This is a genomic window from Mesorhizobium sp. P170090, from assembly GCF_057786115.1.
In genome coordinates this window covers 5,921,464-5,941,933 of sequence record NZ_JBYNWH010000001.1, presented here as the reverse complement: position 1 = coordinate 5,941,933, position 20,470 = coordinate 5,921,464, and the positions used below count along the sequence as shown (strand labels likewise).

Genomic DNA, 20,470 nt, shown 5'->3' with positions numbered 1-20,470 from the left:
TGCTACGACTTGGAGCCGAGCGTCTTGATGGCGTCGTCGGTCGAGGCATCGGTCTGGCGCATCAGCGCCGCCGTGTTCTCGAAGGCGCGCTGGACCATGATCAGGCGCGTCATCTCCAGCACCGGATTGACGTTGGATTCCTCGACATAGCCCTGCGCGACGCCGAGATCGGAACGGTCGGTGACCGGCTCCGGCGCACGCGCGGGCACGATGCCAGAATTGCCGTAGCGGACGAAATTCGGGCCGGGATCGAAATTGAACAGGCCGATGGCGCCGACGAGCTTGTCGCCCTGGCGCAGCGAGCCGTCGGCGCCCGCCTTGGGTGGGCCGTCGCGCGGGTCGAGCTGGATCGGCGCACCGCCGGCGTCGAGCACCGGATGGCCTTCGAGCGACATCAACTCGCCGTTCTCGTTCATCGAAAAGCGTCCGTCGCGCGTCATCACGGTGCCGGCCGGGGTGTCGATGCCGAACCAGGCATCGCCCTGGACGGCGAAGTCGAACGGGTTGCCGGTCTGCGTCATCGCGCCATGCGCGCCGGACAAATAGGTCTTGCCGGAGGAGGCGAAGGACACCGATTTGGGGCCGCTGCCGGAGACGACATCCTCGAACTTCACGCCGGTGGCGCGAAAGCCGATGGTCGAGGCGTTGGCGACATTATCGGCGATGGTGTCGAGACGGCGCTCAAGCGCGATCTGCGAGGAAAGGGCGACGTAAAGGCTGTCCTGCATGGTGTTCTCAGAATCTCAGTTTCTGCATGGCCATCATCAGATCGGTCGAGATGCCGACGGTGGTCGGCTGCGCAAACAGCACACCGATCGATGTCTGGGCGGTCGAGGTCGGATGATTGATTTCCCAAAGGCTGGTGAAGCGGGTGAGGAATTTCTCGAGCTTGGCCGGGTCGGTGAAATCGGTGAGGTCGAGCTTTGCGTCGAAGGCCTGCGCCTGCTTGTCGATATCTGCGGCAGCGAAGGAATCGGGCAGGCCGATGGCGGTGCGTACCACGCTGGCCAGGGCCGTGTCGGCCAGCACGTCGTACCAGTTGGTGATGGTCGAGGCCTTGCGCTCGAAATAGAGCGCCAACCGCACGCCCTCATTGGTCTTGCCGGCGTCTTCTTCCAGGGTCTGGCGCATGTATTTGTCGACCACCGGCTGCTGCGACGGGCTGCGGGTCGTTGCCGCTTCGCCGTAGGCCTCGAAATTCAACGAGGTGGCGAGCCTGGCATAGGCCTTGTTGGAGAGCTTGTTGGCGACACTGGCGGGATCGCGGACACCGCCCTCAAGGACATCACGGACGAGATCCTTGTTGGTGGTCGCCGGATCGAGCCCGCTTGCGGACAGAGCATAGTTATAAAGGCGGCTGTCGGCCATCAGGTCGTCGACCGATTTCACCTTGGTGATGTTGGCGAGGTAGTAGCTGGTCTCGGCCTGGACGGCGTCCGCATTCGGCTTGATGAGGCCAAGACTGGACTCGGTCGTGTAGAGCTTCGGCGTGGTCTTCAGCACCGCGTCGCGCGTGATCGTCTGATCGCCATACTGGGCAAAATCAAAGGCGGTGACGAAGTTGGCGTAGCTCTTGTCGGTCAACAGGTTGGCGGGACTCAACGGATCGGTGACGCCGCCATTGACCATGGTGCGGATCTGCTTCGTCGTCTGGGTCGATGCATCAAGCCCATAGGCAGCCATGGCGAAGGTCAGCAGGCGCTTGTCCTTCAGCAGGTCTTCGATGGACTTCACCTTGGAGATGTTGGCTGCGTAGTAGTCGGCCTCGCCCTTGATGTATTGCGCGGTCGGCTTGACGAGCAACAGTCCGGTTCCGCCGATCACAGCCTTCGGCACCGCCTGCTGGACGGCGTCGCGCGCCGTAGCCTGGTCGCCATATTGGGCAAAGTCGAAAGCCGCGACGAAAGCCGCATAGCCCTTGTTTGTCGACGTGTTTGCGGGGCTGTTCGGGTCGGTGACGCCGCCTTCCAGCATGGCCCGCACGGTCGCAGCCGGCTCGGCGTCGGCGTCCAGGCCGAACGCGGCCATCGCATAGGTGAGCAGGCGATCGTTGCCCATCAGGTCGTCGATCGATTTTACGTTGGAAATGTTGCTCAGGTAGTACGAGGTTTCGCCCTTGTAGTAGGTGAAGCCGTTCTGCGAAGGGCCGACCGAGACCTGGAGACCATAATTGTTGGTCACGCCCTGCTGTGCCGAATTGTAGCTCGTGGCATTAGCGCCAAGTGCGGCGAAATTGAAGGCCGACACGAACTCGGCATAACGCTTGTCGCTCAGTTTGTTGGCGAAGCTGTCGGAATCCGACACCCCTTCCTTCAGGGCTTTGACCATGAAGGCCTTGGCGTAAGCCATGTCGCCGAGACCGAAGGCTTTCATGGCATATTTGAACAGCCGGTCGTTCTTGACGAAATCGTCGATCGATTTCACGCTGCCGATGTTCGCGAGATAGTAGTCGGTGTCGCGCTTGGTGATCGGCTCCGCCTCGATGCGGTCGATCGCCTTGGGGATGTCCCTGGCGATGAGCTGGTAGCTGGTAAAAGTGCTCAACACGACATGCCTCCGGTCGCAGCTTCAAAAGCAAGACTATGCGGACTTGCTTGCGCGAGGCTGAATCGCCTCACCTTGCATGATTCAAGCCTCACACAAGGCACGGGGGCTATCGGTTAGGCCTGACGTGATGCGGAAGGATCTGGCGTGGGCATTCTGATCGGACTTGTGGTGACGCTCGGCTGTGTTCTCGGCGGCTTCATGGCGATGGGCGGCCATCTGCATGTGCTGATGCAGCCTTGGGAAGCGGTGGTCATCTGTGGCGCCGCACTTGGAACCTTTCTCGTCGCCAACCCGATGAAGACGGTCAAGGACACCGGCAGGGGTATCCTCGAAGCGTTCAAGCAGGCGGTGCCGAAAGAACGCGACTATCTGGAGACGCTGGGCGTGCTGCACAGCCTGATGCGCGAACTGCGCTCGAAGTCGCGCAGCGAGGTCGAGGCGCACATCGACAATCCGGAGGAGTCGGCGATCTTCCAGGCGTTCCCGACCGTGCTCAAGAACCACGACCTGACGAATTTCATCTGCGACTACTGCCGCATCATCATCATCGGCAATGCCCGCTCGCATGAGATCGAGGCGCTGATGGACGAGGAAATCCAGACCATCAAGTCCGACAAGATGAAGGCCTACCACGCGCTGGTGGCGGTGGGTGACGGTCTGCCGGCGCTCGGCATCGTCGCCGCCGTGCTCGGCGTGGTCAAGGCGATGGGCGCGCTCGACCAGTCGCCCGAAATCCTCGGCGGCCTGATCGGCGCCGCCCTTGTCGGAACCTTCCTCGGCATCTTCCTGTCTTATGCGGTGGTCGGACCGGTTGCCACCAAGATCAAGACGGTGCGCGAGAAGAAGAATCGCCTCTATATCATCGTCAAGCAGACGCTGCTTGCCTATATGAACGGCGCTCTGCCGCAGGTGGCGATCGAGTTCGGCCGCAAGACCATCTCGTCCTATGAGCGGCCGACGATCGACGCCGTCGAGCAAAGCACGATGAACACAGCTTCCGCCGAGAAGAAAGCGGCTTGAGCCATGCATGACGACAGACAGGACCGCACGCCGTCATGACAAGTCCTGGCAGCCCCTCGCAAGCCCGCTCGCTGATCATTGAGCGTCTGGTCGGTGACAGCGGTGAGGCCGCTCATGTCATCGGCACCGGGCGCTCGATGGGCGAGCGCGCGCTGCCGCTGCTGCAGAAGAGCCTGGCCGGCGAACTCGGCGCACCGGTCACCGTCGACCTGCGCGCGGTCGAGATCAGCCGTGTTCCCGATGCCCGCACGAATGCCGGCGATGCCTTTGCCATGGCCATCATAGCATCGCCGACGTCTTCGGATGCGATGACGCTGGTGGCAGATGCGCCGGCCATCGCCGTGATGGTGTGCGCGCTGTTCGGCGGCGATCCGGATCAGCCGGTTTCGCCGATCGAGCGCGCTCTGTCGCAGATCGAGACCGATGTTGCGACCACGGTCTTCCAGGAAGTTGCGCAGGCGTTGAACGGATCGGGCCGGCGCTCGCTCGAGCTGCGGCTGCCGGTGCCGCGGGCGCTTTCGGGCAGCGAAGCCAAGCGCCGCGTGCTGCGCGATGGCGCGGCGGTGCGCATCGTCTTCGGCATCTCGACGCCGACCGACAGCGGAACGGTCACGGTGATGATCCCGCAGCGCATCCTGCTGGCCACACGCGGTATCGCCGATGTCCACGACAGCGAAGGCACGACCTCCGACTGGCGGGCACGTTTTTCCGAAGAGGTCATGCGCTCGACGGTGACGCTCGAAGCGACCATGCCGCTGGCCCGCCTGACGCTCGGCGATCTCGCCGGTTTCGAGCCGGGCCAGATCATCGAGTTCGAGGAAACCGCGCAGTCGCACGCCAAGCTGAGCGCGCGCGACAAGACGCTGTTTGTCTGCGAGTTCGGCAAACTCGGGCAGAACTACACCGTCCGGATTAGGCATCCTTACGATGCCGGTCAGGATTTTATCGATGGGCTCATGCCGGGCTGACGCCGGGCAAGCTCAAGCATTTGGAGACGACTTATGGCCAAGACCAAGGTGGAAGCCAACATCGACCAGCCGGACGAGCAGCTCGACCGCGCCATCGAGGAATTGCGCGGCGTCCTCCAGGAGGAGGAAAAGCGCCCCGACGCCGCCTTGCGGGCTGCCACGTCCGGCGCCAATTCGAACATCATCATGAGCATCCCCGTCGATGTGCAGATCATCCTCGGCAGCACGGAAATGTCGGTGTCGGACCTGATGGCGCTGCAGAAGGGCTCGACGGTGGCGCTCAACCGGCGCATCGGCGAACCGGTCGATGTCGTGGTCAACGGCCGCAAGATCGCGCGCGGCGAAATCACCGTGCTGGAAAGCGATCCGTCGCGCTTTGGCATCAGGCTGACCGAAATTATCGCGGCGACCAAGGGCGCTTGAGCAATGAATGACATGCGGTCTCAGCAGGAGCGGATGCCATGACGACGCCGGTGACGCTCACGCGCCCGCAAAAGGCCGCCGCCATCCTGGTGGCGATGGGCAAGCCTTCGGCCAGCCGGCTGCTGAAATTCTTCAAGCAGGAAGAACTGAAGGCACTGATCGAAGGGGCGCGGCTGCTGCGCACCATTCCGCAAAGCGACCTCGAACGCATCGTTGCCGAATTCGAGGCCGAGTTCACCGAAGGTGCGGGCCTGCTCGATTCCGCCGACCGGATGGACACGATCCTCAATGAATCGCTGTCGCCCGAAGAGATGAGCGCCATCATGGGCGACAAGCGCTTCGAGGTTGCGCCGGAAGGACCACCGCCGATCTGGCCGGAGCTGGAAAAGCTCGAGCCGACGCGTCTGGGCACGTTCCTTGCCGCCGAGCATCCCCAGACCGCGGCCATGGTGCTGTCGAAGCTTGCGCCGCAAGCCGCCGCCAACATTTTGCTGACCATGGAGAAGCCGATGCGCAGCGAGATCATCAAGCGCATGGTGACGATGGCGACCATTCCGGACGCGGCCACCAGGATCATCGAGAACCAGCTGCGCGCGAGCGTGCTGGCGCAGACCGCGACCAAGGATATCTCGGCGGGACAGGCGCGCGTCGCCAGTATGCTCAACGAGATGGACAAGCCTCAGTTGGAAGAGGTCATGCAGGATCTGGAAGAGGCCGGCACGCCGGACCTCGGCGGTGTCCGCTCCAGGTTGTTTGCCTTCGACGATCTGCCGCTTTTGACGCAGAAGGCGCGGGTGCTTCTGTTCGACGGGCTGTCGACCGAACTGATTACGCTGGCGCTGCGCGGTGCACCACCCGCATTGACGGAATCGGCGCTCTCGGCGATCGGCGCACGGTCGCGGCGCATGATCGAGTCCGAGCTCGGACAGGGCTCGGAAGGCATTCAGCTTGCCGACATCATGACGGCGCGCAAGAACATCGCGGTGGCGACAATCCGGCTTTCGCGCGAGGGGGCTTTCGAACTGCCCTCATCGCAGCAGAGCGAAGCGGCTTAACGCCGAGCGCTGAATGGCTGAAGCGGCGGACAAAGACTCCAAAACCGAAGACGCGACCGAAAAGAAGATCCGCGACACCGTCGAACAGGGCAAGCTGCCCCATTCGCGAGAGGCCGCACTTCTGGCGTCCTTCATCGCCATACTGGTGTTCACCGTCTTCTACGCCAAGGACGCGGTCGTTGATCTCGGCATGTTCCTGTCGATGTTCCTGGAAAAGCCCGAGGCGTGGCCGATGGACACCGAGACCGACGTCATCGCGCTCTACAAGACCGTGATGATGGAGATCGGCCATGCCGTTGTCAGCCTGCTGGCGCTGCTGGTGGTGGCCGGCATCGGCGCCTCGGTGCTGCAGAACATGCCGCAATTCGTCGGCGAGCGGATCCGGCCGCAGCTGTCGCGCATCTCGATAGCCAAAGGCTGGACCAGGATGTTCGGCATTCAGGGCTGGGTCGAGTTCCTGAAATCGCTGGGCAAGCTCGGCTTCGCCAGTATCGTGCTCTACTTCACGCTGTCGCAGGACTACCGCCAGCTCCTGGCCGGCATGATCACCAACCCCGTCGCTTTCGGCCTCGTCATCAAAAGCATCACCGTCGACATATTGGTGGCGATCGTCTTCGTCATGGGGCTGATCGCGGCGGTCGACGTCGTCTGGTCGCGCTTCCACTGGAAGCAGGATCTGCGGATGACCAAGCAGGAGGTCAAGGACGAGTTCAAACAGTCCGAGGGCGACCCGATCATTAAGTCCCGGCTGCGCTCGCTGGCGCGTGACCGGGCGCGCAAGCGGATGATGACGGCGGTGCCGCGCGCGACGCTGATCATCGCCAATCCGACGCACTTTTCCATCGCGCTCAGATATGTCCGCGACGAGGATTCAGCACCCCTGGTGCTGGCCAAGGGCCAGGACCTGGTTGCGCTCAAGATTCGCGAGATCGCCAAGGAGCACAACATCCCGATCTTCGAGGACGTGGCGCTCGCCCGCTCCATGTACAAGCAAGTTTCGGTTGATAGCGTGATCCCGTCGCAATTCTACCAGGCCGTCGCCGAACTGGTGCGGATCGTCTACTCCAAAAAGGCTGAGCGGAGACAAATTTCATGAACCGCCAACCGCACGCAAAATCCCGCGAACTCATCGTTGCCAAGGCCATCGAGCAGGTGGTCGACGAGTTGCGGCTGATCGATGTCGCCGACTACATCGCCTTCATCCGGCTTGAGCATTTCGCTTGCCTGTCGGATCTGGTGGATTCGGCGGTGGAGCTGTTCTTCCTGCCGGGCACGCTCAGGCTCGGCCATGGCGGAGAGGCACATGTCGACTGGAGCGGCAGCCCGCGCATCGTGCTCGATCTCGAGCTTCGGCCGCCGGGCGTCACCGTCTATTTCCAGCTGACGCTGAGCGAGGAGAGGTCTTCGGTCGCGGTCAACTATGTGTCGTTCGAGAAGCCCGGCGAAGACCCCGAGCACAACACCGCCTTGCTGGAGACGGTCATCGAAGAGGCGCGCATTCGCCGGACCGAGCCGCTCGCCTATCGATGATCTTTTGTCTTATCCCAATCGCCGGACGCGGCTTTGATCACTCGATCAGACCCAGGCGCAGCGCCTTGGCCACCGCCTGGTTGCGGTTGACCGCGTTGAGCTTCTGCGTCGACTGGGTGAGATACTGGTTGGCGGTGTGGACCGACAGCTTCAGCAGCCTGGCGATCTCTTCGCTGGTGTTGCCGTTGGCGGTCAGCTTCAGGCACTCCAGTTCACGCTTGGAGATCGACCGCATCCGGCCGGCATCGTTCGGACGAATGCGGGTGACGGCGGCGAACAGCGAAAAACAGCGGGCGTGGATTTCGTAGAGCGTGTCCTCCGGCAGAGCGATCGTCGAGCCGAGGAACACCACCAGCCCGCAATGGCCGCGATCGGCATGGACGGGAAAGGCAATGCCGTTGGTGCCCGGCGCCAGCGGCGCCGTCCGCTCCGCCCAGGCGAGGTTCTGGAAGACGGCGTCCGAGCCGGCGATGCCGTCATCGGCCCACCAGCGCGGCGCTGTCGAGGCGCCGCTGTGGCGCACCATCTCCTCGCCATTGGCGCCGGCGATGAATTTGGTCGCAACAGCAGTGGCTGGATAGTCGGAATCGAAGCTCGGCACCAGGCGCGCCCGTTCCGGCGAGGGGCTGACGAAATAGAGGCCAAACGCCGACGCGTTGATGTCGACGGCGATCCAGCGGCAGCGGCGCACCGCGTCCGGGATGGTGACGGCATGGTGCGTCTCGGAACCGATGGAGAAGGCGCCGAACGGATTGCGCTGCTCGTTGAAAAGGGCTTCGGCCGCCGCCTTGATGTCAGCGTGTTTCAAATGATGCCGCTCCTGATCGCCGTGGCGATGGCCATAGCGCGGTTCGAGGCCGCGAATTTCTGGATGGCGTGGGTGATGTAGCTGTTGACGGTGTTGGACGAGACCCCGAGGATCACCGCGACCTCATCGGTGGTCTTACCTTCAGACACCCAGAACAGGCATTCGCGCTCGCGGTCGGACAGCGGGTCCTGCATGGCGGCGGCGGCGATCAATTGCGGGATGGCGGACAGCGCGTAGCAGCACTTCAACTGAGCCTTCATCAGCGCCGGCTGGTCGATACTGCCGGCCTCGGCCGCGGAGAAAAGCGCAAACAGCCGCTGGCGGCCGACATTGAGCCGCAATGAATAGACTTCGGCATGGCCAAGCACATCGAGCAGGCGCGCCTCTTCGCCGGTGAGCAGTCCGCCGGCGTCGGGCGCCGCGGCGGCGACCAGCGGCCTCGGGCGGATGCCAGGTGCAACGGTCAGCGGTCCCTGGGCAAGGCCGGCGATCAGCCGCTTGCCGATCAGTTCAATGGCGTCGAAGATCCAGTTGGATGAGACGATGCGGGCGTCGTTGCGATCCTGGTCGTGGACGATGGCGACGAGCATGTAGCTGTCGGCGCCGATCTCGGCGGCAAGCTGCATGAAAAAGGAGGTGAGATCGCCGCGCGATTCGAGGCGCGAGCCTAACGTATCGGATTGGAGAAGCGCGGCGGAACTGCTCATTGGATGCTTTGGTTGTATGTCATGGCCGGAGTCTTTTCTTGAGCCCGGACGCTGGGGTTAGCAGCGGCCGAACTTGAAGACGCATCACGTTTACGAAGCACTCACACGGCGCGGCGGTCGCGCTGATCGCCGAATCCATTCAGGGAACGCGAAGCCGTCCGCGTCTGGTGCCGGTCATTGGCCGGAACTTGAGACTTTGGGTGGTCGCCGCGCCCCCCAAGGACCGGCTGATTCGGGTCTAATCTACCCGCAGATGAATCCGACATCAAACGCGATTTGACAAAATCAATATTATTGGACTCAAGCGACTCAGGGGCGGCTTTCGCGGCCTTTTCCGCCGCAAAAGGCCTGAAACGCCGACACGAAAAAGCCAGAGGGTGTTGCGATACTGCCGTATCGAGGGCCGATCGATTCCGATAGGGTCTCGGCAGCCGGCAGGGGTGGGCATCCCTTCGGTCATACGGCGGATTTGGCGGCGCTTGCTCGCGGCCATCAGCATCGGGGGTCATGATGAAGCAGGTTTTCCTGGCGTTCACGGTGGTGCTTGCGGTTCTTGCCGGCATGGCAGCGCCCGCCAAGGCTGAGCCGACCGTTACCTATGCGCTCGACAACGGGCTGCAGGTGGTGCTGGTGCCCGACCATCGCGTGCCGAAGGTGGTGATGAACCTGCGCTACCGCGTCGGGTCGATGAATGAACCCGCGGGACGCTCGGGCTTTGCGCATCTGTTCGAACATCTGATGTTTTCCGGCACGCCGGCCTGGCCGAACGTGTTCGGTGCGCATGCCGCGCTCGGCAACGAGATCAATGCCTGGACCACCGAAGACGGCACGGTATATTACGTCGACGGGCTGTCGTCGTCACTGCCGATGATCCTGTCGCTGGAGGCCGACCGCATGGCCAATATCGGCCGCTCGGTGACTCAGGCCAAGCTCGATCTGCAGCGCTCGGTGGTCAAGAACGAGATGCGCCAGAACGTGCTCGACAAGGCCGGCGCATCCGGCTGGGAAGCTTTCTGGTCCGGGCTGTTCCCGAAGCCGCATCCCTATAGCCGCATGGTTATCGGCTCGGTCGCCGATCTCGATGCGGCGACGCTCGACGATGTCAGGGGTTTCTTCAACAGCTACTATCTGCCCAACAATGCGGTGCTGGTGCTGGTCGGCGACTTGGAGATCGACGACACCAAGGCGCTGATTGCCGACACGTTCGGCCGCGTGGCGCGCGGCGCCGATGTGGCGCGGCCCGCCGTGCCGGCACCGACGCAGGCCCGGCTCAAGCTGGTGCTCGAGGATCGCGTGCCAAGCCCCATCGTCGTGGTCGGCTTCAGTGGCCCGGTGGCGCAGTCGCCCGACAATGGTGCGCTCAGCATTGCCGCCGAACTGCTCGGCAACGGCGAATATGGGTTTTTGCGCAACCGGCTGGTTTCGCAGTTGGGCATTGCCACCTATGCCAGCGCGAGCTGGACCGGCGGTCTGCTCGGTGGCCGCTTTACCTTCGAGGCGGGTGCCGCCGAAGGTGTGGCGCCGGAAGCGCTGGAAAGCGCGATGAAAACGGCGTTTGCGGATTTCCTGAAGACCCCGCTCGATCCGGTCGATGTCGAGCGTGCGCGCACCGGCATCTTGCAGGCAGCGCGGCTCGGCAGCGAAGCACTGAAGGATCGCGCCGGCGTCGTCTCCTACAATGCCGACGTGCTCGGCGGTGCGCAGAGCGCGCTGGTCGACGACCCGCGGGTGAAGGACGCCAGCGTGGCGGATGTCGAGGCAACGATGAAGCGGCTGTTGAAACCGGAAGACGCCAGCGTGCTGGTGCTGAAGCCCGGCCCGCGCGGCGGCTATCCCGATGCACTGATCGGCTCGTCCGGCACACCGCAGCCGTTCACCGCGCCGGAGCGAGCGGCGATCGACATTCCGAAGCATGCGGCCGGGCAAGCGCCTTCGGCAACACTGCCCGCCATGGAAACGGCGACGCTCTCGAATGGCATCAAACTCGTCCACTACACAATGCCGGAAGCGCCGATGGTCTATGTCGCGGCCAGTGCCGCCGGCGGCTGGAACAGCGTGCCGGAAGGCAAGGAGGGATTGCTGGAGCTTGCAGCAAGCATGGCGACACGCGGGGCCGCCGATCGCGGCTCGGCTGATTTCGCCAAGGCGGCCAGCGACATCGGCGCCGGCGTCAGCCACCAGGCCGGAACGCTGACCACGATGATGACGCTTGGCGTGCCGCCGGAAAAGCTCGACCAGGGTATTGGCCTGCTCGCCGACGCGGTACTGAAGCCTCGTTTCGACAAGACCGAATGGACGGTGCTGATGGCGCAGACAGTCGACTGGCTAAACGGCCGCGAGGCGGATCTGCCCGACGTTGCCGGCCGCATGGCAAAGGCGACGCTGATCCCGCAGGTGCCGGGCAAGGCAGCGGTGGACTGGTCGGCAAAGGCGCTGGCCTCGATCTCGCTCGACGAGGCGAGGGACGCATTCAAGGCGGAGTTCACGCCGAAGGCGGTGACCTTCTACAGCGTCGGCCCGATGCCGGTCGCGACCGTCGCCGCCAGCCTTGAAAAAGCATTCGGCGCGTGGACAAGCGACACCGCCGGCTATGCCGTCGAGCCGTCGCCGGCGGCGCATTTCAACGGGGGACAGAAAGTGCTGCTGGTGCCCGAACCCGGCGCCAGCCAGTCGGCGCTGTTCGTGGCGCGGCCGGCGCCCGGCACCGACGAGAGCGAGCGCGCTGAATTGACCGCGGTCTCCAACCTGCTTGGCGCCGATTTCTCCAGCCGGCTGAATTCGGTGATCCGCGAGGAGAAGGGCTACTCCTATGGCGTGTCGAGCTATCTGATGAGCCCGATGAAGGCCGGCTCGGGATTGGTCGTGGCAACCACCGTCGAGCGCGCCAACACCGGGCCGGCGATTACCGAAATCCTGAAAGGATTTGCCGGCCTGACCACCTTGCCGGTGGCGCAGGACGAAGTCGACCGCACGGTGACTGTCTATCGCCGGGCGCTGGCTGGATCGGCCGAGACGTCGGCTGGTCTGTTCTCCTCGCTGATTGGCGCGGTCGGCAGCGGATCGACGCTGGAGGACCAGCAAACCCGCATGGCGGGGCGCACAAAGCTGACGCTCGATGCGGTTCAGAAACAGGCGCTGGCCCTGGCGTCGCTCGATCCGTCGCTGATCGTGGTGGCGGGCGACCCCGATGTGGTGATGCCGCAGCTTGCCGCGATCGGCCTCAAGGACGTCGAGATCGTCAAGCGTGACGAGGCTGGCGAAGAGACGGCGATGCGGGCGCTCGATCTTCTCGGGGGCAATCGGCAGGCGCCGCTGTCTGCCTCGCCGTGGCGGGTTGGCGATGGCGGCACGACACGGGCGGTGCACGCCTGCGCCGGCGACAGGGATTGCGGCGCGCAGATCCACGCCGATTGACGGGTTAAACACGCGGCCGCCGGCCGCGTTGTAATTCTGGGGTAACTTTGTTTCGGGGGAAACGATGAGCGATTCATTTCGGGAAGTCACATCCGTCTCGTGGTTCGGGCGGATCAAGCGCGCGGTCGGCGGGGTCATCTTCGGCCTTATCCTGATCGTGCTGATGGTGATCGGGCTGTTCTGGAACGAAGGCCGCGCCGTGCAGACGGCGCGCTCGCTGGCCGAAGGTTCTGGAGCGGTGGTTTCGGTCGGCGCCGACAGCGTCGATACCGCCAATGACGGCAAGCTGGTTCATGTCAGCGGACTGGTGACGGCGGACAGCGGCCTGGCGGATCCGGATTTCGGCATCGCCACGCAAGGGCTGCGGCTGTCGCGCAGTGTCGAGATGTATCAGTGGAAGGAAGAGTCCAAGTCGGAGACGACCAAGAAGCTCGGCGGTGGCGAAGAGACGGTGACCACCTACAGCTATTCCAAGGTGTGGGACGACAGCCAGATCGACTCGTCGGACTTCAAGAAGCCGGACGGCCACCAGAATCCGCCGATGGAAATCCACGGCCGGACCTTCCAGATTCCTGAGGGCAAGCTTGTCGCCTTCGATCTCAATACGCCAGTGCTGGACCGTATCGAGGGTGACAAGGACTATTCGCTCTCAGCCGACCAGTCGGCGGCGATAAAGGCTGCCTATACCGGAACGAAACCGCTCAGCATCGTCGATGGCAAGATTTTTCTCGGCAATGACAACACGACGCCCGCTTTGGGTGACTATCGAATCGGCTACGAACTGGCGCCGCTGGGCGTGATCAGTATCATCGCGCGCCAGGCCGGCAGCCGCTTCGAGCCCTACCAGACGCAAGCCGGCGATGCGCTGCTGATGGTCGATACCGGCAACGTCCCGGCCGAAAAGATGTTCGCCGACGCGGTCAGCGCCAACACGCTGATCACCTGGCTGCTGCGCGGCGCCGGCTTGCTGTTGCTGACCATAGGCTTTGCGCTGTTCCTCAGCCCGATCGGGGTGATCCTCGACGTCATACCCTTCCTCGGCAGCATGGCGCGGATGGGCACCGGCATCATCGCCTTCGTCCTGGCGATCCTGGTCGGCACGGTGACGATTGCGATTGCCTGGTTCTGGTACCGACCGTTGCTGGCGCTCGCCATCCTGGCGGCAGGCGTGATTGCGGCGGTGATTGTCTACCGTATCGGTCGGTCGCGAAGGCCAGCCGTTCCGGTGGTTGCGCCCAACCCGGCGGCGGCCGCCTAGATAGAGGTCGGGGCGGCCGGAGCCGCCCCATATCTCTTTGGCGCAATTCCGGCCGGAAAACCGCTTCACACTTGTCCTGGAATTGCTTTCCTATTTGTCCTCGAAGCCGGTGAGCACGCCGACGGCGTTGATGCCGATCTCCTCGACGGCGTAGCCGCCTTCCATCACGAACAGCGTCGGCAGGCCGAGCTTGGCGATGCGATGGCCGATCTTCGGATAGTCCGGGCTTTTCAGCTTGAACCGGCTGATCGGGTCCTTCTCGAAGGTGTCGACGCCGAGCGACACGATGACGATATCGGGGGCGTAGGCGGCGAGCTTGGCGCAAGCGTCCTCGAGCGAGGCGTTCCAGGCGTCCCAATTGGTGCCGAAGGGCATGGGATAATTGACGTTGAAACCTTCGCCGGCGCTGGCGCCGCGTTCATCGGCATGGCCGAGGAAGAACGGATACTCCACCATGGGATCGCCATGCAGGTTGAGAACCTGCACGTCGGCGCGTTCATAGAAGATCTCCTGCGTGCCATTGCCGTGGTGATAGTCGACGTCGAGGATCGAGACGCGTTTTGCGCCCTGATCGAGGAACCACTGCGCGGCGACCGCGGCATTGTTGATGTAGCAGTAGCCGCCCATGAACCCGGCACCGGCGTGATGGCCGGGCGGGCGGCAGAGCGCGAAGGCCGACCGCTCGCCACCCTTGACCAAGGCCGCCGCCGTCAGCGCCACGTCATAGGACGATTTGATCGCGGTCCATGTGCCTTCGACGAAGGTGGCGCCGGCGTCGAAGGAATAGTAGCCGAGCAAGGCGTCGACGCGCTTGGGTGGCACGTCGCCGCGCAGGCCGCGCGTCGGCCAGGTGAAGGGCATCGCCGTGCCCTCGAAGCCGGCGGCCTTCCACGCCGGCCAGACGGTCGGCAGGAAGTCGATATAGTCGGCCTTGTGGATGCGCTTGGCGGCTGTGAGATCGTGCTCGACCGGTCCGATGATCGGCCCCAGATTCTCGCTCTCGACCCGCGCCTTGATGAACTCGGCCCGCGATGGCTTTTCGAAACCCGGCACGATTGCCGACGTGACCAGTTCCATCTGGCCGGCATGGCCGGCATGAAGCGGCGAATAGACAGTCTTCATGAATTTCCTCTCGAAATAGCGAAATCAGTCAAGGTTGAGATAGGGGGTGACCAGAGCGAGCCACATTCTTTCCACATCGTCCTCGATGAGGTCGTATGTCTTGCGATCCCGCTTCAACCCCACAAGCCGGCAGGCGTGCCCGACATCCATCATCAGCACGCCGAGTCGGCTGGCGATCTTGTCTTCAAGGGCCGGGTTCACGTGCTGCAGCCACGCGGCGTAAAGCGCGATGATCTGCTCGTCATATTCGTCCTGGATCGGCCTGAGGTCGGCATTGCCGGATATCGCCTCGATCACCGGCATCAGGGTGGCGTTTTCGAGATATATTCTGGAGGTATCGATGAAGAGCTTGCGCACCTCCTGCCGAAACTCGTCGCGGTTGGTGGGTGGGGTGACCTCGATGCGCCTGGCGATCACCTCGGGAAACGACGACAGCCAGCGCCGGGCGAGGTCGAGGAGAATGGCTTCCTTGTTGGGAAAGTACTGGTAGACCGAACCGACCGACAGGCCCGCGCGCCGGGCAATGGCGAGCGTCGTCGGCGTCTTGGTTCCCTGCTCCCGCGTCAGGATCAAAGCCGCGTCGAGTATCCGGTCGACCACCTTGCTCGACCGTTCCTGCCGCGGCTGCTTGCGCGGTTCGAGCGCCATCCTGGTTTCGCGGCTGAGACTGCGCTTCACGGATTGATGCCTTCGTTCCCTGCCGGTTTCAACACAGGTCCCGGTCTCAACATTGGCGTGGTGTGTTGTCCACAATACATTCGAAATTCGGCACGTTGACAAACGCGAATAATTAGTCGCATTCTTTTATCCACGCTGTTTTGAGAGATCACAAGGGGAATTTCGAAACAGCGCACTGGCATCAGTTTTCGTCCGATAACGCCGCTCCTGCGGAGTGGCAGCTTGTCGGACAAGAGGGTTGTCGGTCTCAGCCAGTCGTCAAAAGCGCGGAGTCGCGATGTCTGTCACGGGTGCGGGTCAAAATGCTGATCTGATCGTCATCAATGGTCGCGTGCGGACCATGGACGATGACAATCCCGCCGCCGAGGCGATTGCCGTCAAGGACGGCGCCATCATCGCCATCGGCAACCACGCCGCCATCGAAAAACTCAAGGGAACGACCACAGACGTGATCGACGCCAAGGGCGGTTCGGTCCTGCCCGGTTTCATCGAAGCCCACATGCATCTGTTCTCGGGAGGGGCTGAGCTCGCGCACCTTCAACTCGGCGGTATCCATGGCTTCGAGGCGCTTCAAAGCGCCATCCGCGACTACGCCACGACGTGGCCCGAGGCGAAGATGCTTGTGGGACAGGGCGTCGACTACACCGTGCTCGGCGACGAGCGGGTGACACGCCATCATCTCGACGCCATCCTGCCCGACCGCCCCTTCTGCATGGCGGCACCCGACCACCATACGATGTGGGCCAACACCAAGGCGTTGGAGATGGCCGGCATCCTGAAGGGACGCACGCTCGGTCCGGGCAACGAGATCGTGATGGGTGACGACGGCCTGGCCGCGGGCGAATTGCGCGAGGGCGAGGCCTTCGGTCCGGTGCTCGACCTTGCCGGCGAAAGCCAGGTGCGGTTGGGGCTGTCGACCGGCGGCGAGCCGGACCCAATGCCGTCGGCCGCCGAGCGGGCCGCTGACCGTGACATCATGCGGCGCGGACTTGCCTGGTGCGCGCGCCACGGCATCACCTCGATCCAGAACATGGACGGCAATCTCTACCAACTCGAATTGCTTTCCGAGATCGAGGCCGAGGAAGGCCTGCCCTGCCGCGTCAAGATCCCGTTCCACTACAAGAATTTCATGACGCTCGACATGCTCGAGAAGGCGTCCGTCATGGCCGAGCGCTACGACAGCGAGTGGCTATCATCGGGCATGGTCAAGGTGTTCTATGACGGCGTGCTCGATTCCTGGACCGCGGTTATGGTCGAACCCTATGCGGATCGTCCCGACTGGGTCGGCGAGCCGCTGTTCACGCCGCAGCAATTTATCGATCTCGCCGTGGCTATCGACAAACGCGGGCTGCAGATCGCCGTGCACTCGATCGGTGACGGCGCCGTGCGCGCAGTGCTCGACGGTTACGAGGCGGCGCAGAAGGTCAATGGCAAGCGCGACAGCCGGCACAGGGTTGAGCACATCGAGGTCACCACAGCAGCCGACGTGCCGCGTTTTGCCGAACTCGGCGTCATCGCCTCGATGCAGCCGTCGCATCCGCCCGGCGCCATGGATTTTCCGCTGGAGCCGACGGTGTCACGCATCGGGCCGGCCCGCTGGCCGCTGAGCTATGCCTGGCGCACCCTGAAAAGCGCCGGCGCCCATGTCGTGTTCGCCTCGGACTGGCCGGTGGCAGCGATCGACCCGATCCTGAGCATTCAGGCGGCAGTGCAGCGCAAACCATGGGCAGAAGGCGATCCTGACCAGAGTTTCTCGCTGCAGGAAGCGATTGCCGCCTACACGGTCGAGGGCGCCTATGCCGAATTCGCCGAGCATCGCAAAGGCGTTCTGAAACCCGGCTACATGGCGGATCTGGTGGTTTTGTCGGCCGATATCGAGAAGACGGCGCCGGCCGATCTGCACAAGCTGCGACCGGTGACGACGGTCTGCGGTGGCAAGGTAACCTACCAGGCCTGACAATGGCATGCGGCTTGCACAGCTTGCCGCTTGCAAGACGAAATGACCGACTGAACTGTGGTTCAATGCCGGACTTGCCAACCAACCGGCCGTGTGGTCACATCGAACAGGGGAAAAACTCCGCCAGCAAGAGCGGGGTCAACAGTGAGGCGTATCGTGCCGGAAAAACCGGATCGGAATGCAATTGAAGTCGTAAACGTCAGTAAAATTTTCGGATCGGGTGAGGGGCAGGTTGCTGCCCTCGATACGGTCTCGGTATCCATCCGCGAGAATGAGTTCTTCACCCTGCTGGGACCATCCGGCTGCGGCAAGACCACGTTGCTGCGGCTGATTGCCGGCTTCGACTTTCCAACCGCCGGCGAAATCCTCCTCTACGGTCAGGACATCGCGCCGTTGCCGCCCTTCAAGCGGCCGGTCAACACCGTCTTCCAATCCTACGCGCTGTTCCCGCATATGACGGTCGCCGACAATATCGGCTTTGGCCTGGAAATGCTGGGCAAGCCGAAGGCCGAGATCAAGGCGCGCGTCGCCGAGATGCTGAAACTGGTGAAGATGGAGGCGCTGGCGGGTCGCCGAACCAGCCAGATCTCCGGCGGCCAGCAGCAGCGCGTGGCGCTCGCCCGGGCGCTGGCGCCGCAGCCCAAGGTGCTCCTGCTCGACGAACCGCTCTCGGCGCTCGACTACAAGCTGCGCAAGGAAATGCAGATCGAATTGAAGCGGCTGCAGCACGAGACCGGAATTACCTTCATCTTCGTCACCCACGACCAGGAGGAAGCGCTGACCATGTCGGACCGCATCGCGGTGATGTCGTCGGGCAAAATCCTGCAGGTCGGCTCGCCGCGCGACATCTACGACCGGCCGGCCGAGCGTTTCGTCGCCGACTTCATCGGCGAGTTGAACTTCCTCAAGGCGGATGTGGTTAGCGCGACTGGTGGCCGGGCGACGGTGAAGCTGCCGTCTGGTGTGGAAATCCCAGCCTCGCTGCCGGAAGGCTTCAGCCCCAGCGGCAAGGTCACCATCGTCGTGCGTCCAGAGCATGCGCAGTTGGGCACGGCCAGCCCGAGCGCTTCGCTGTCCGGCACCGTCGAAAACATCGTCTATCTCGGCACCGACACGCACTTCCATCTGCGCCTTGCCGGTGGCGAGCCGTTCATCGTGCGGCGTCAGAACAGCCGCGGCGCCGGTGACGGCTTCGTGCAGGGCGGCCAGATCGGCATCATGATCGGCAACGACGCCGCGCAAGTGCTGAAGGACTGATCATGGCGACCGCGGAACAAGTCGCCAAGGCAGCGGAGCGACGCGATGTGCGCGACCGGTGGCTGCTGTCAGCGCCAGCCTTGCTGGTGATCTTCCTCGCCGCGACCGGCCCCTTGCTGATCGTGCTGATCTACTCGTTCCTGACGCCTGGCCCCTATGGCGATGTGAAGTGGCAGTTTTCGCCCGATGCCTGGCTGTCGGTGTTCATGGAACGCGACATTTTCGACGATACGCTTTCGCTTGCGGCAGCGCATGTCACCATCTTCTGGCGCTCGATCAAGCTGGCGGTGATAACGACGATCGCCACTTTGGCATTGGGGTTTCCAACCGCCTATTTCATGGCGACGCGCAGCGAGAAAACCAGGGATCTCTGGCTGTTCCTGATCACCATTCCGTTCTGGACCAACCTTCTGATCCGCACCTTCGCCGTGCTGCAGATCATCCGCAACGAAGGCATCATCAACACCATCCTTATCAAGCTTGGTATCGTCTCAGCGCCGGTGCAGATCCTCTTCACCGACACGGCGATTCTGATCGGCATGGCCTATGTCTATCTGCCGCTGATGGTGCTGCCGATCTATGCCAGCATGGAGAAGCTTGATTTTCGCCTCGTCGAGGCGGGCTACGACCTCTACGCGACCCGATTCAAGGTATTGCGGAAGATCATTTTCCCGCTGGTCAAACCCGGCGTCATTGCCGGCTCCATCCTGGTCTTCATTCCAGCCCTTGGCGCCTATGTGACGCCGAGCGTGCTTGGCGGCGGCAAGAATATGATGCTGTCCAACCTGATCGAATTGCAGTTCGGCCAAGGCCGCAACTGGCCGCTCGGCTCGGCGCTGTCGATCACGGTGATGATCATCGTCATGGTGGCGCTGCTTGCCTATGTGCGCAATGCCGGCAAGTCGGGGGCGCGGCATGGCTAAGAACTTTTCCATCAAGCACCAGACCGGCTTCACGGTGATCGCTGCGACCTGTTTTATCGTGCTCTATCTGCCGATCATCGTGCTGGTCGCCTATGCCTTCAACGCGGCGAACTCGACGTCCGAATGGGGCGGCTTTTCGATGCGCTGGTTCCAGTCGGCTTGGCAGAACGTGCAAGTTATCGACGCGACGCTACGCTCGTTCCAGATCGGCGCCGTCGCTGCGGTGCTGTCGACAATCTTTGCCACCATGGCCGCGCTCGCCACCACGCGCACCGCGTCCTATCCGGGCCTCACCTTCAAATATGCGGCGATCAACCAGCCGCTGATGGTGCCCGAGATCGTCACGGGCGTGGCGCTGCTGATCTTCTTCTCGCGCATCAAGATCTTCACCGGCTATTCCGGCATTGGCTATCTGATCGCCGCGCACACGGCGTTCTGCATCCCGTTCGCCTATCTGCCGATCCGGGCGCGGCTGGAAAACATGGACCTGACGCTGGAGCGCGCGGCCGCCGATCTGTACGCGACGCCTTGGAAGACCTTCCGCCGCATCACGCTGCCGCTTTTGTGGCCCGGCATACTGGCCGGACTGATGCTGGCCTTCGTCATCTCGCTCGATGACGTCGTCATCACCGAGTTTGTCAAATCGGGCGGCCAGGATACGCTGCCCACCTACATGCTCGGCCAGATCCGCCGCGGCATCACGCCTGAGATCAACGCGATATCGACCGCCTTCCTGCTGCTTTCGGTCGCGATCGTCACGTTGTTTTTCTTCGTCAGCAGGAAAAGAGACTGAACCGACAAAT

General features: G+C 63.1%; 18 protein-coding genes. 12 read left to right on the top strand and 6 right to left on the bottom strand.

All coding sequences use genetic code 11. The features are described from left to right. Positions 1 to 2 precede the first annotated feature (2 nt). Complete coding sequence (flgF, locus tag AC3EML_RS28645) at positions 3 to 728, bottom strand: flagellar basal-body rod protein FlgF (protein WP_023671749.1); 726 nt, start codon at positions 726 to 728, stop codon at positions 3 to 5. Between the two features lie 7 nt (positions 729 to 735). Beyond that, complete coding sequence (locus tag AC3EML_RS28640) at positions 736 to 2,547, bottom strand: DUF1217 domain-containing protein (RefSeq protein ID WP_352521400.1); 1,812 nt, start codon at positions 2,545 to 2,547, stop codon at positions 736 to 738. Between the two features lie 144 nt (positions 2,548 to 2,691). On the opposite strand from AC3EML_RS28640, the gene motA reads away from it, so the two are divergent. The 6 genes from motA to AC3EML_RS28610 are packed head-to-tail and all read left to right on the top strand — an operon-like array spanning position 2,692 to position 7,543. Then, the gene (motA, locus tag AC3EML_RS28635; RefSeq protein ID WP_023671751.1) at positions 2,692 to 3,567 is read left to right on the top strand and encodes a flagellar motor stator protein MotA; all 876 of its coding nucleotides are present in this window, start codon (positions 2,692 to 2,694) and stop codon (positions 3,565 to 3,567) included. Positions 3,568 to 3,602: 35 nt separating this feature from the next. Further along, a complete protein-coding gene (locus tag AC3EML_RS28630) occupies positions 3,603 to 4,535 on the top strand; it encodes a FliM/FliN family flagellar motor switch protein (RefSeq protein WP_023817298.1) in 933 nt (310 codons plus the stop codon). Positions 4,536 to 4,568: 33 nt separating this feature from the next. Then, positions 4,569 to 4,958 (top strand): flagellar motor switch protein FliN, encoded by a 390-nt coding sequence (gene fliN / locus AC3EML_RS28625; RefSeq protein ID WP_023714014.1) that lies wholly within the window; start codon positions 4,569 to 4,571, stop codon positions 4,956 to 4,958. A gap of 38 nt (positions 4,959 to 4,996) precedes the next feature. Further along, positions 4,997 to 6,013 (top strand): flagellar motor switch protein FliG, encoded by a 1,017-nt coding sequence (locus AC3EML_RS28620; RefSeq protein WP_023725152.1) that lies wholly within the window; start codon positions 4,997 to 4,999, stop codon positions 6,011 to 6,013. 13 nt (positions 6,014 to 6,026) lie between these two features. Then, complete coding sequence (flhB, locus tag AC3EML_RS28615; protein WP_023755000.1) at positions 6,027 to 7,109, top strand: flagellar biosynthesis protein FlhB; 1,083 nt, start codon at positions 6,027 to 6,029, stop codon at positions 7,107 to 7,109. Then, positions 7,106 to 7,543, top strand: a complete 438-nt coding sequence (locus AC3EML_RS28610; protein WP_023671756.1) for a hypothetical protein — start codon at positions 7,106 to 7,108, stop codon at positions 7,541 to 7,543. Before flhB ends, AC3EML_RS28610 begins: the two co-directional genes overlap by 4 nt. 37 nt (positions 7,544 to 7,580) lie before the next feature. Here the strand turns inward: AC3EML_RS28610 and AC3EML_RS28605 are convergent, their stop codons facing one another. Both AC3EML_RS28605 and AC3EML_RS28600 read right to left on the bottom strand, forming a co-directional pair. After that, on the bottom strand, positions 7,581 to 8,351 hold the full coding sequence (locus AC3EML_RS28605) for a helix-turn-helix transcriptional regulator (RefSeq protein WP_352521399.1): 771 nt from the start codon (positions 8,349 to 8,351) through the stop codon (positions 7,581 to 7,583). After that, the gene (locus AC3EML_RS28600; RefSeq protein WP_023671758.1) at positions 8,348 to 9,058 is read right to left on the bottom strand and encodes a helix-turn-helix transcriptional regulator; all 711 of its coding nucleotides are present in this window, start codon (positions 9,056 to 9,058) and stop codon (positions 8,348 to 8,350) included. The genes AC3EML_RS28605 and AC3EML_RS28600 overlap by 4 nt, the downstream gene beginning before the upstream one ends. Positions 9,059 to 9,568: 510 nt before the next feature. Between AC3EML_RS28600 and AC3EML_RS28595 the strand changes: the two genes are divergently transcribed. Then, on the top strand, positions 9,569 to 12,472 hold the full coding sequence (locus AC3EML_RS28595) for a M16 family metallopeptidase (RefSeq protein WP_488505362.1): 2,904 nt from the start codon (positions 9,569 to 9,571) through the stop codon (positions 12,470 to 12,472). Positions 12,473 to 12,536: 64 nt separating this feature from the next. Continuing rightward, positions 12,537 to 13,730 carry a TMEM43 family protein gene (locus tag AC3EML_RS28590; RefSeq protein WP_352521397.1) on the top strand — a complete coding sequence of 398 codons (1,194 nt, stop codon included), beginning with the start codon at positions 12,537 to 12,539 and terminating at the stop codon, positions 13,728 to 13,730. 90 nt (positions 13,731 to 13,820) lie between these two features. Here AC3EML_RS28590 and AC3EML_RS28585 read toward each other — a convergent pair whose 3' ends face one another. Both AC3EML_RS28585 and AC3EML_RS28580 read right to left on the bottom strand, forming a co-directional pair. Next, positions 13,821 to 14,852: a histone deacetylase family protein gene (locus AC3EML_RS28585; protein WP_352521396.1), complete on the bottom strand. Its 1,032-nt coding sequence runs from the start codon at positions 14,850 to 14,852 to the stop codon at positions 13,821 to 13,823. Between the two features lie 24 nt (positions 14,853 to 14,876). Further along, positions 14,877 to 15,530, bottom strand: coding sequence for a TetR/AcrR family transcriptional regulator (locus AC3EML_RS28580; protein ID WP_023686329.1), 654 nt, complete (start codon positions 15,528 to 15,530; stop codon positions 14,877 to 14,879). 277 nt (positions 15,531 to 15,807) lie between these two features. Between AC3EML_RS28580 and AC3EML_RS28575 the strand changes: the two genes are divergently transcribed. The 4 genes from AC3EML_RS28575 (at position 15,808) to AC3EML_RS28560 (ending at position 20,460) form a co-directional block, all read left to right on the top strand. Beyond that, positions 15,808 to 17,487 carry an amidohydrolase gene (locus tag AC3EML_RS28575; protein ID WP_352521395.1) on the top strand — a complete coding sequence of 560 codons (1,680 nt, stop codon included), beginning with the start codon at positions 15,808 to 15,810 and terminating at the stop codon, positions 17,485 to 17,487. A 156-nt stretch (positions 17,488 to 17,643) separates the two neighbouring features. Continuing rightward, entirely contained in the window at positions 17,644 to 18,744 is a 1,101-nt protein-coding gene (locus AC3EML_RS28570; protein ID WP_488500335.1) for an ABC transporter ATP-binding protein, read from the top strand. Between the two features lie 2 nt (positions 18,745 to 18,746). Beyond that, entirely contained in the window at positions 18,747 to 19,667 is a 921-nt protein-coding gene (locus AC3EML_RS28565; RefSeq protein WP_023691712.1) for an ABC transporter permease, read from the top strand. Continuing rightward, complete coding sequence (locus tag AC3EML_RS28560) at positions 19,660 to 20,460, top strand: ABC transporter permease (RefSeq protein WP_023671766.1); 801 nt, start codon at positions 19,660 to 19,662, stop codon at positions 20,458 to 20,460. The genes AC3EML_RS28565 and AC3EML_RS28560 overlap by 8 nt, the downstream gene beginning before the upstream one ends. Positions 20,461 to 20,470: the final 10 nt, after the last annotated feature.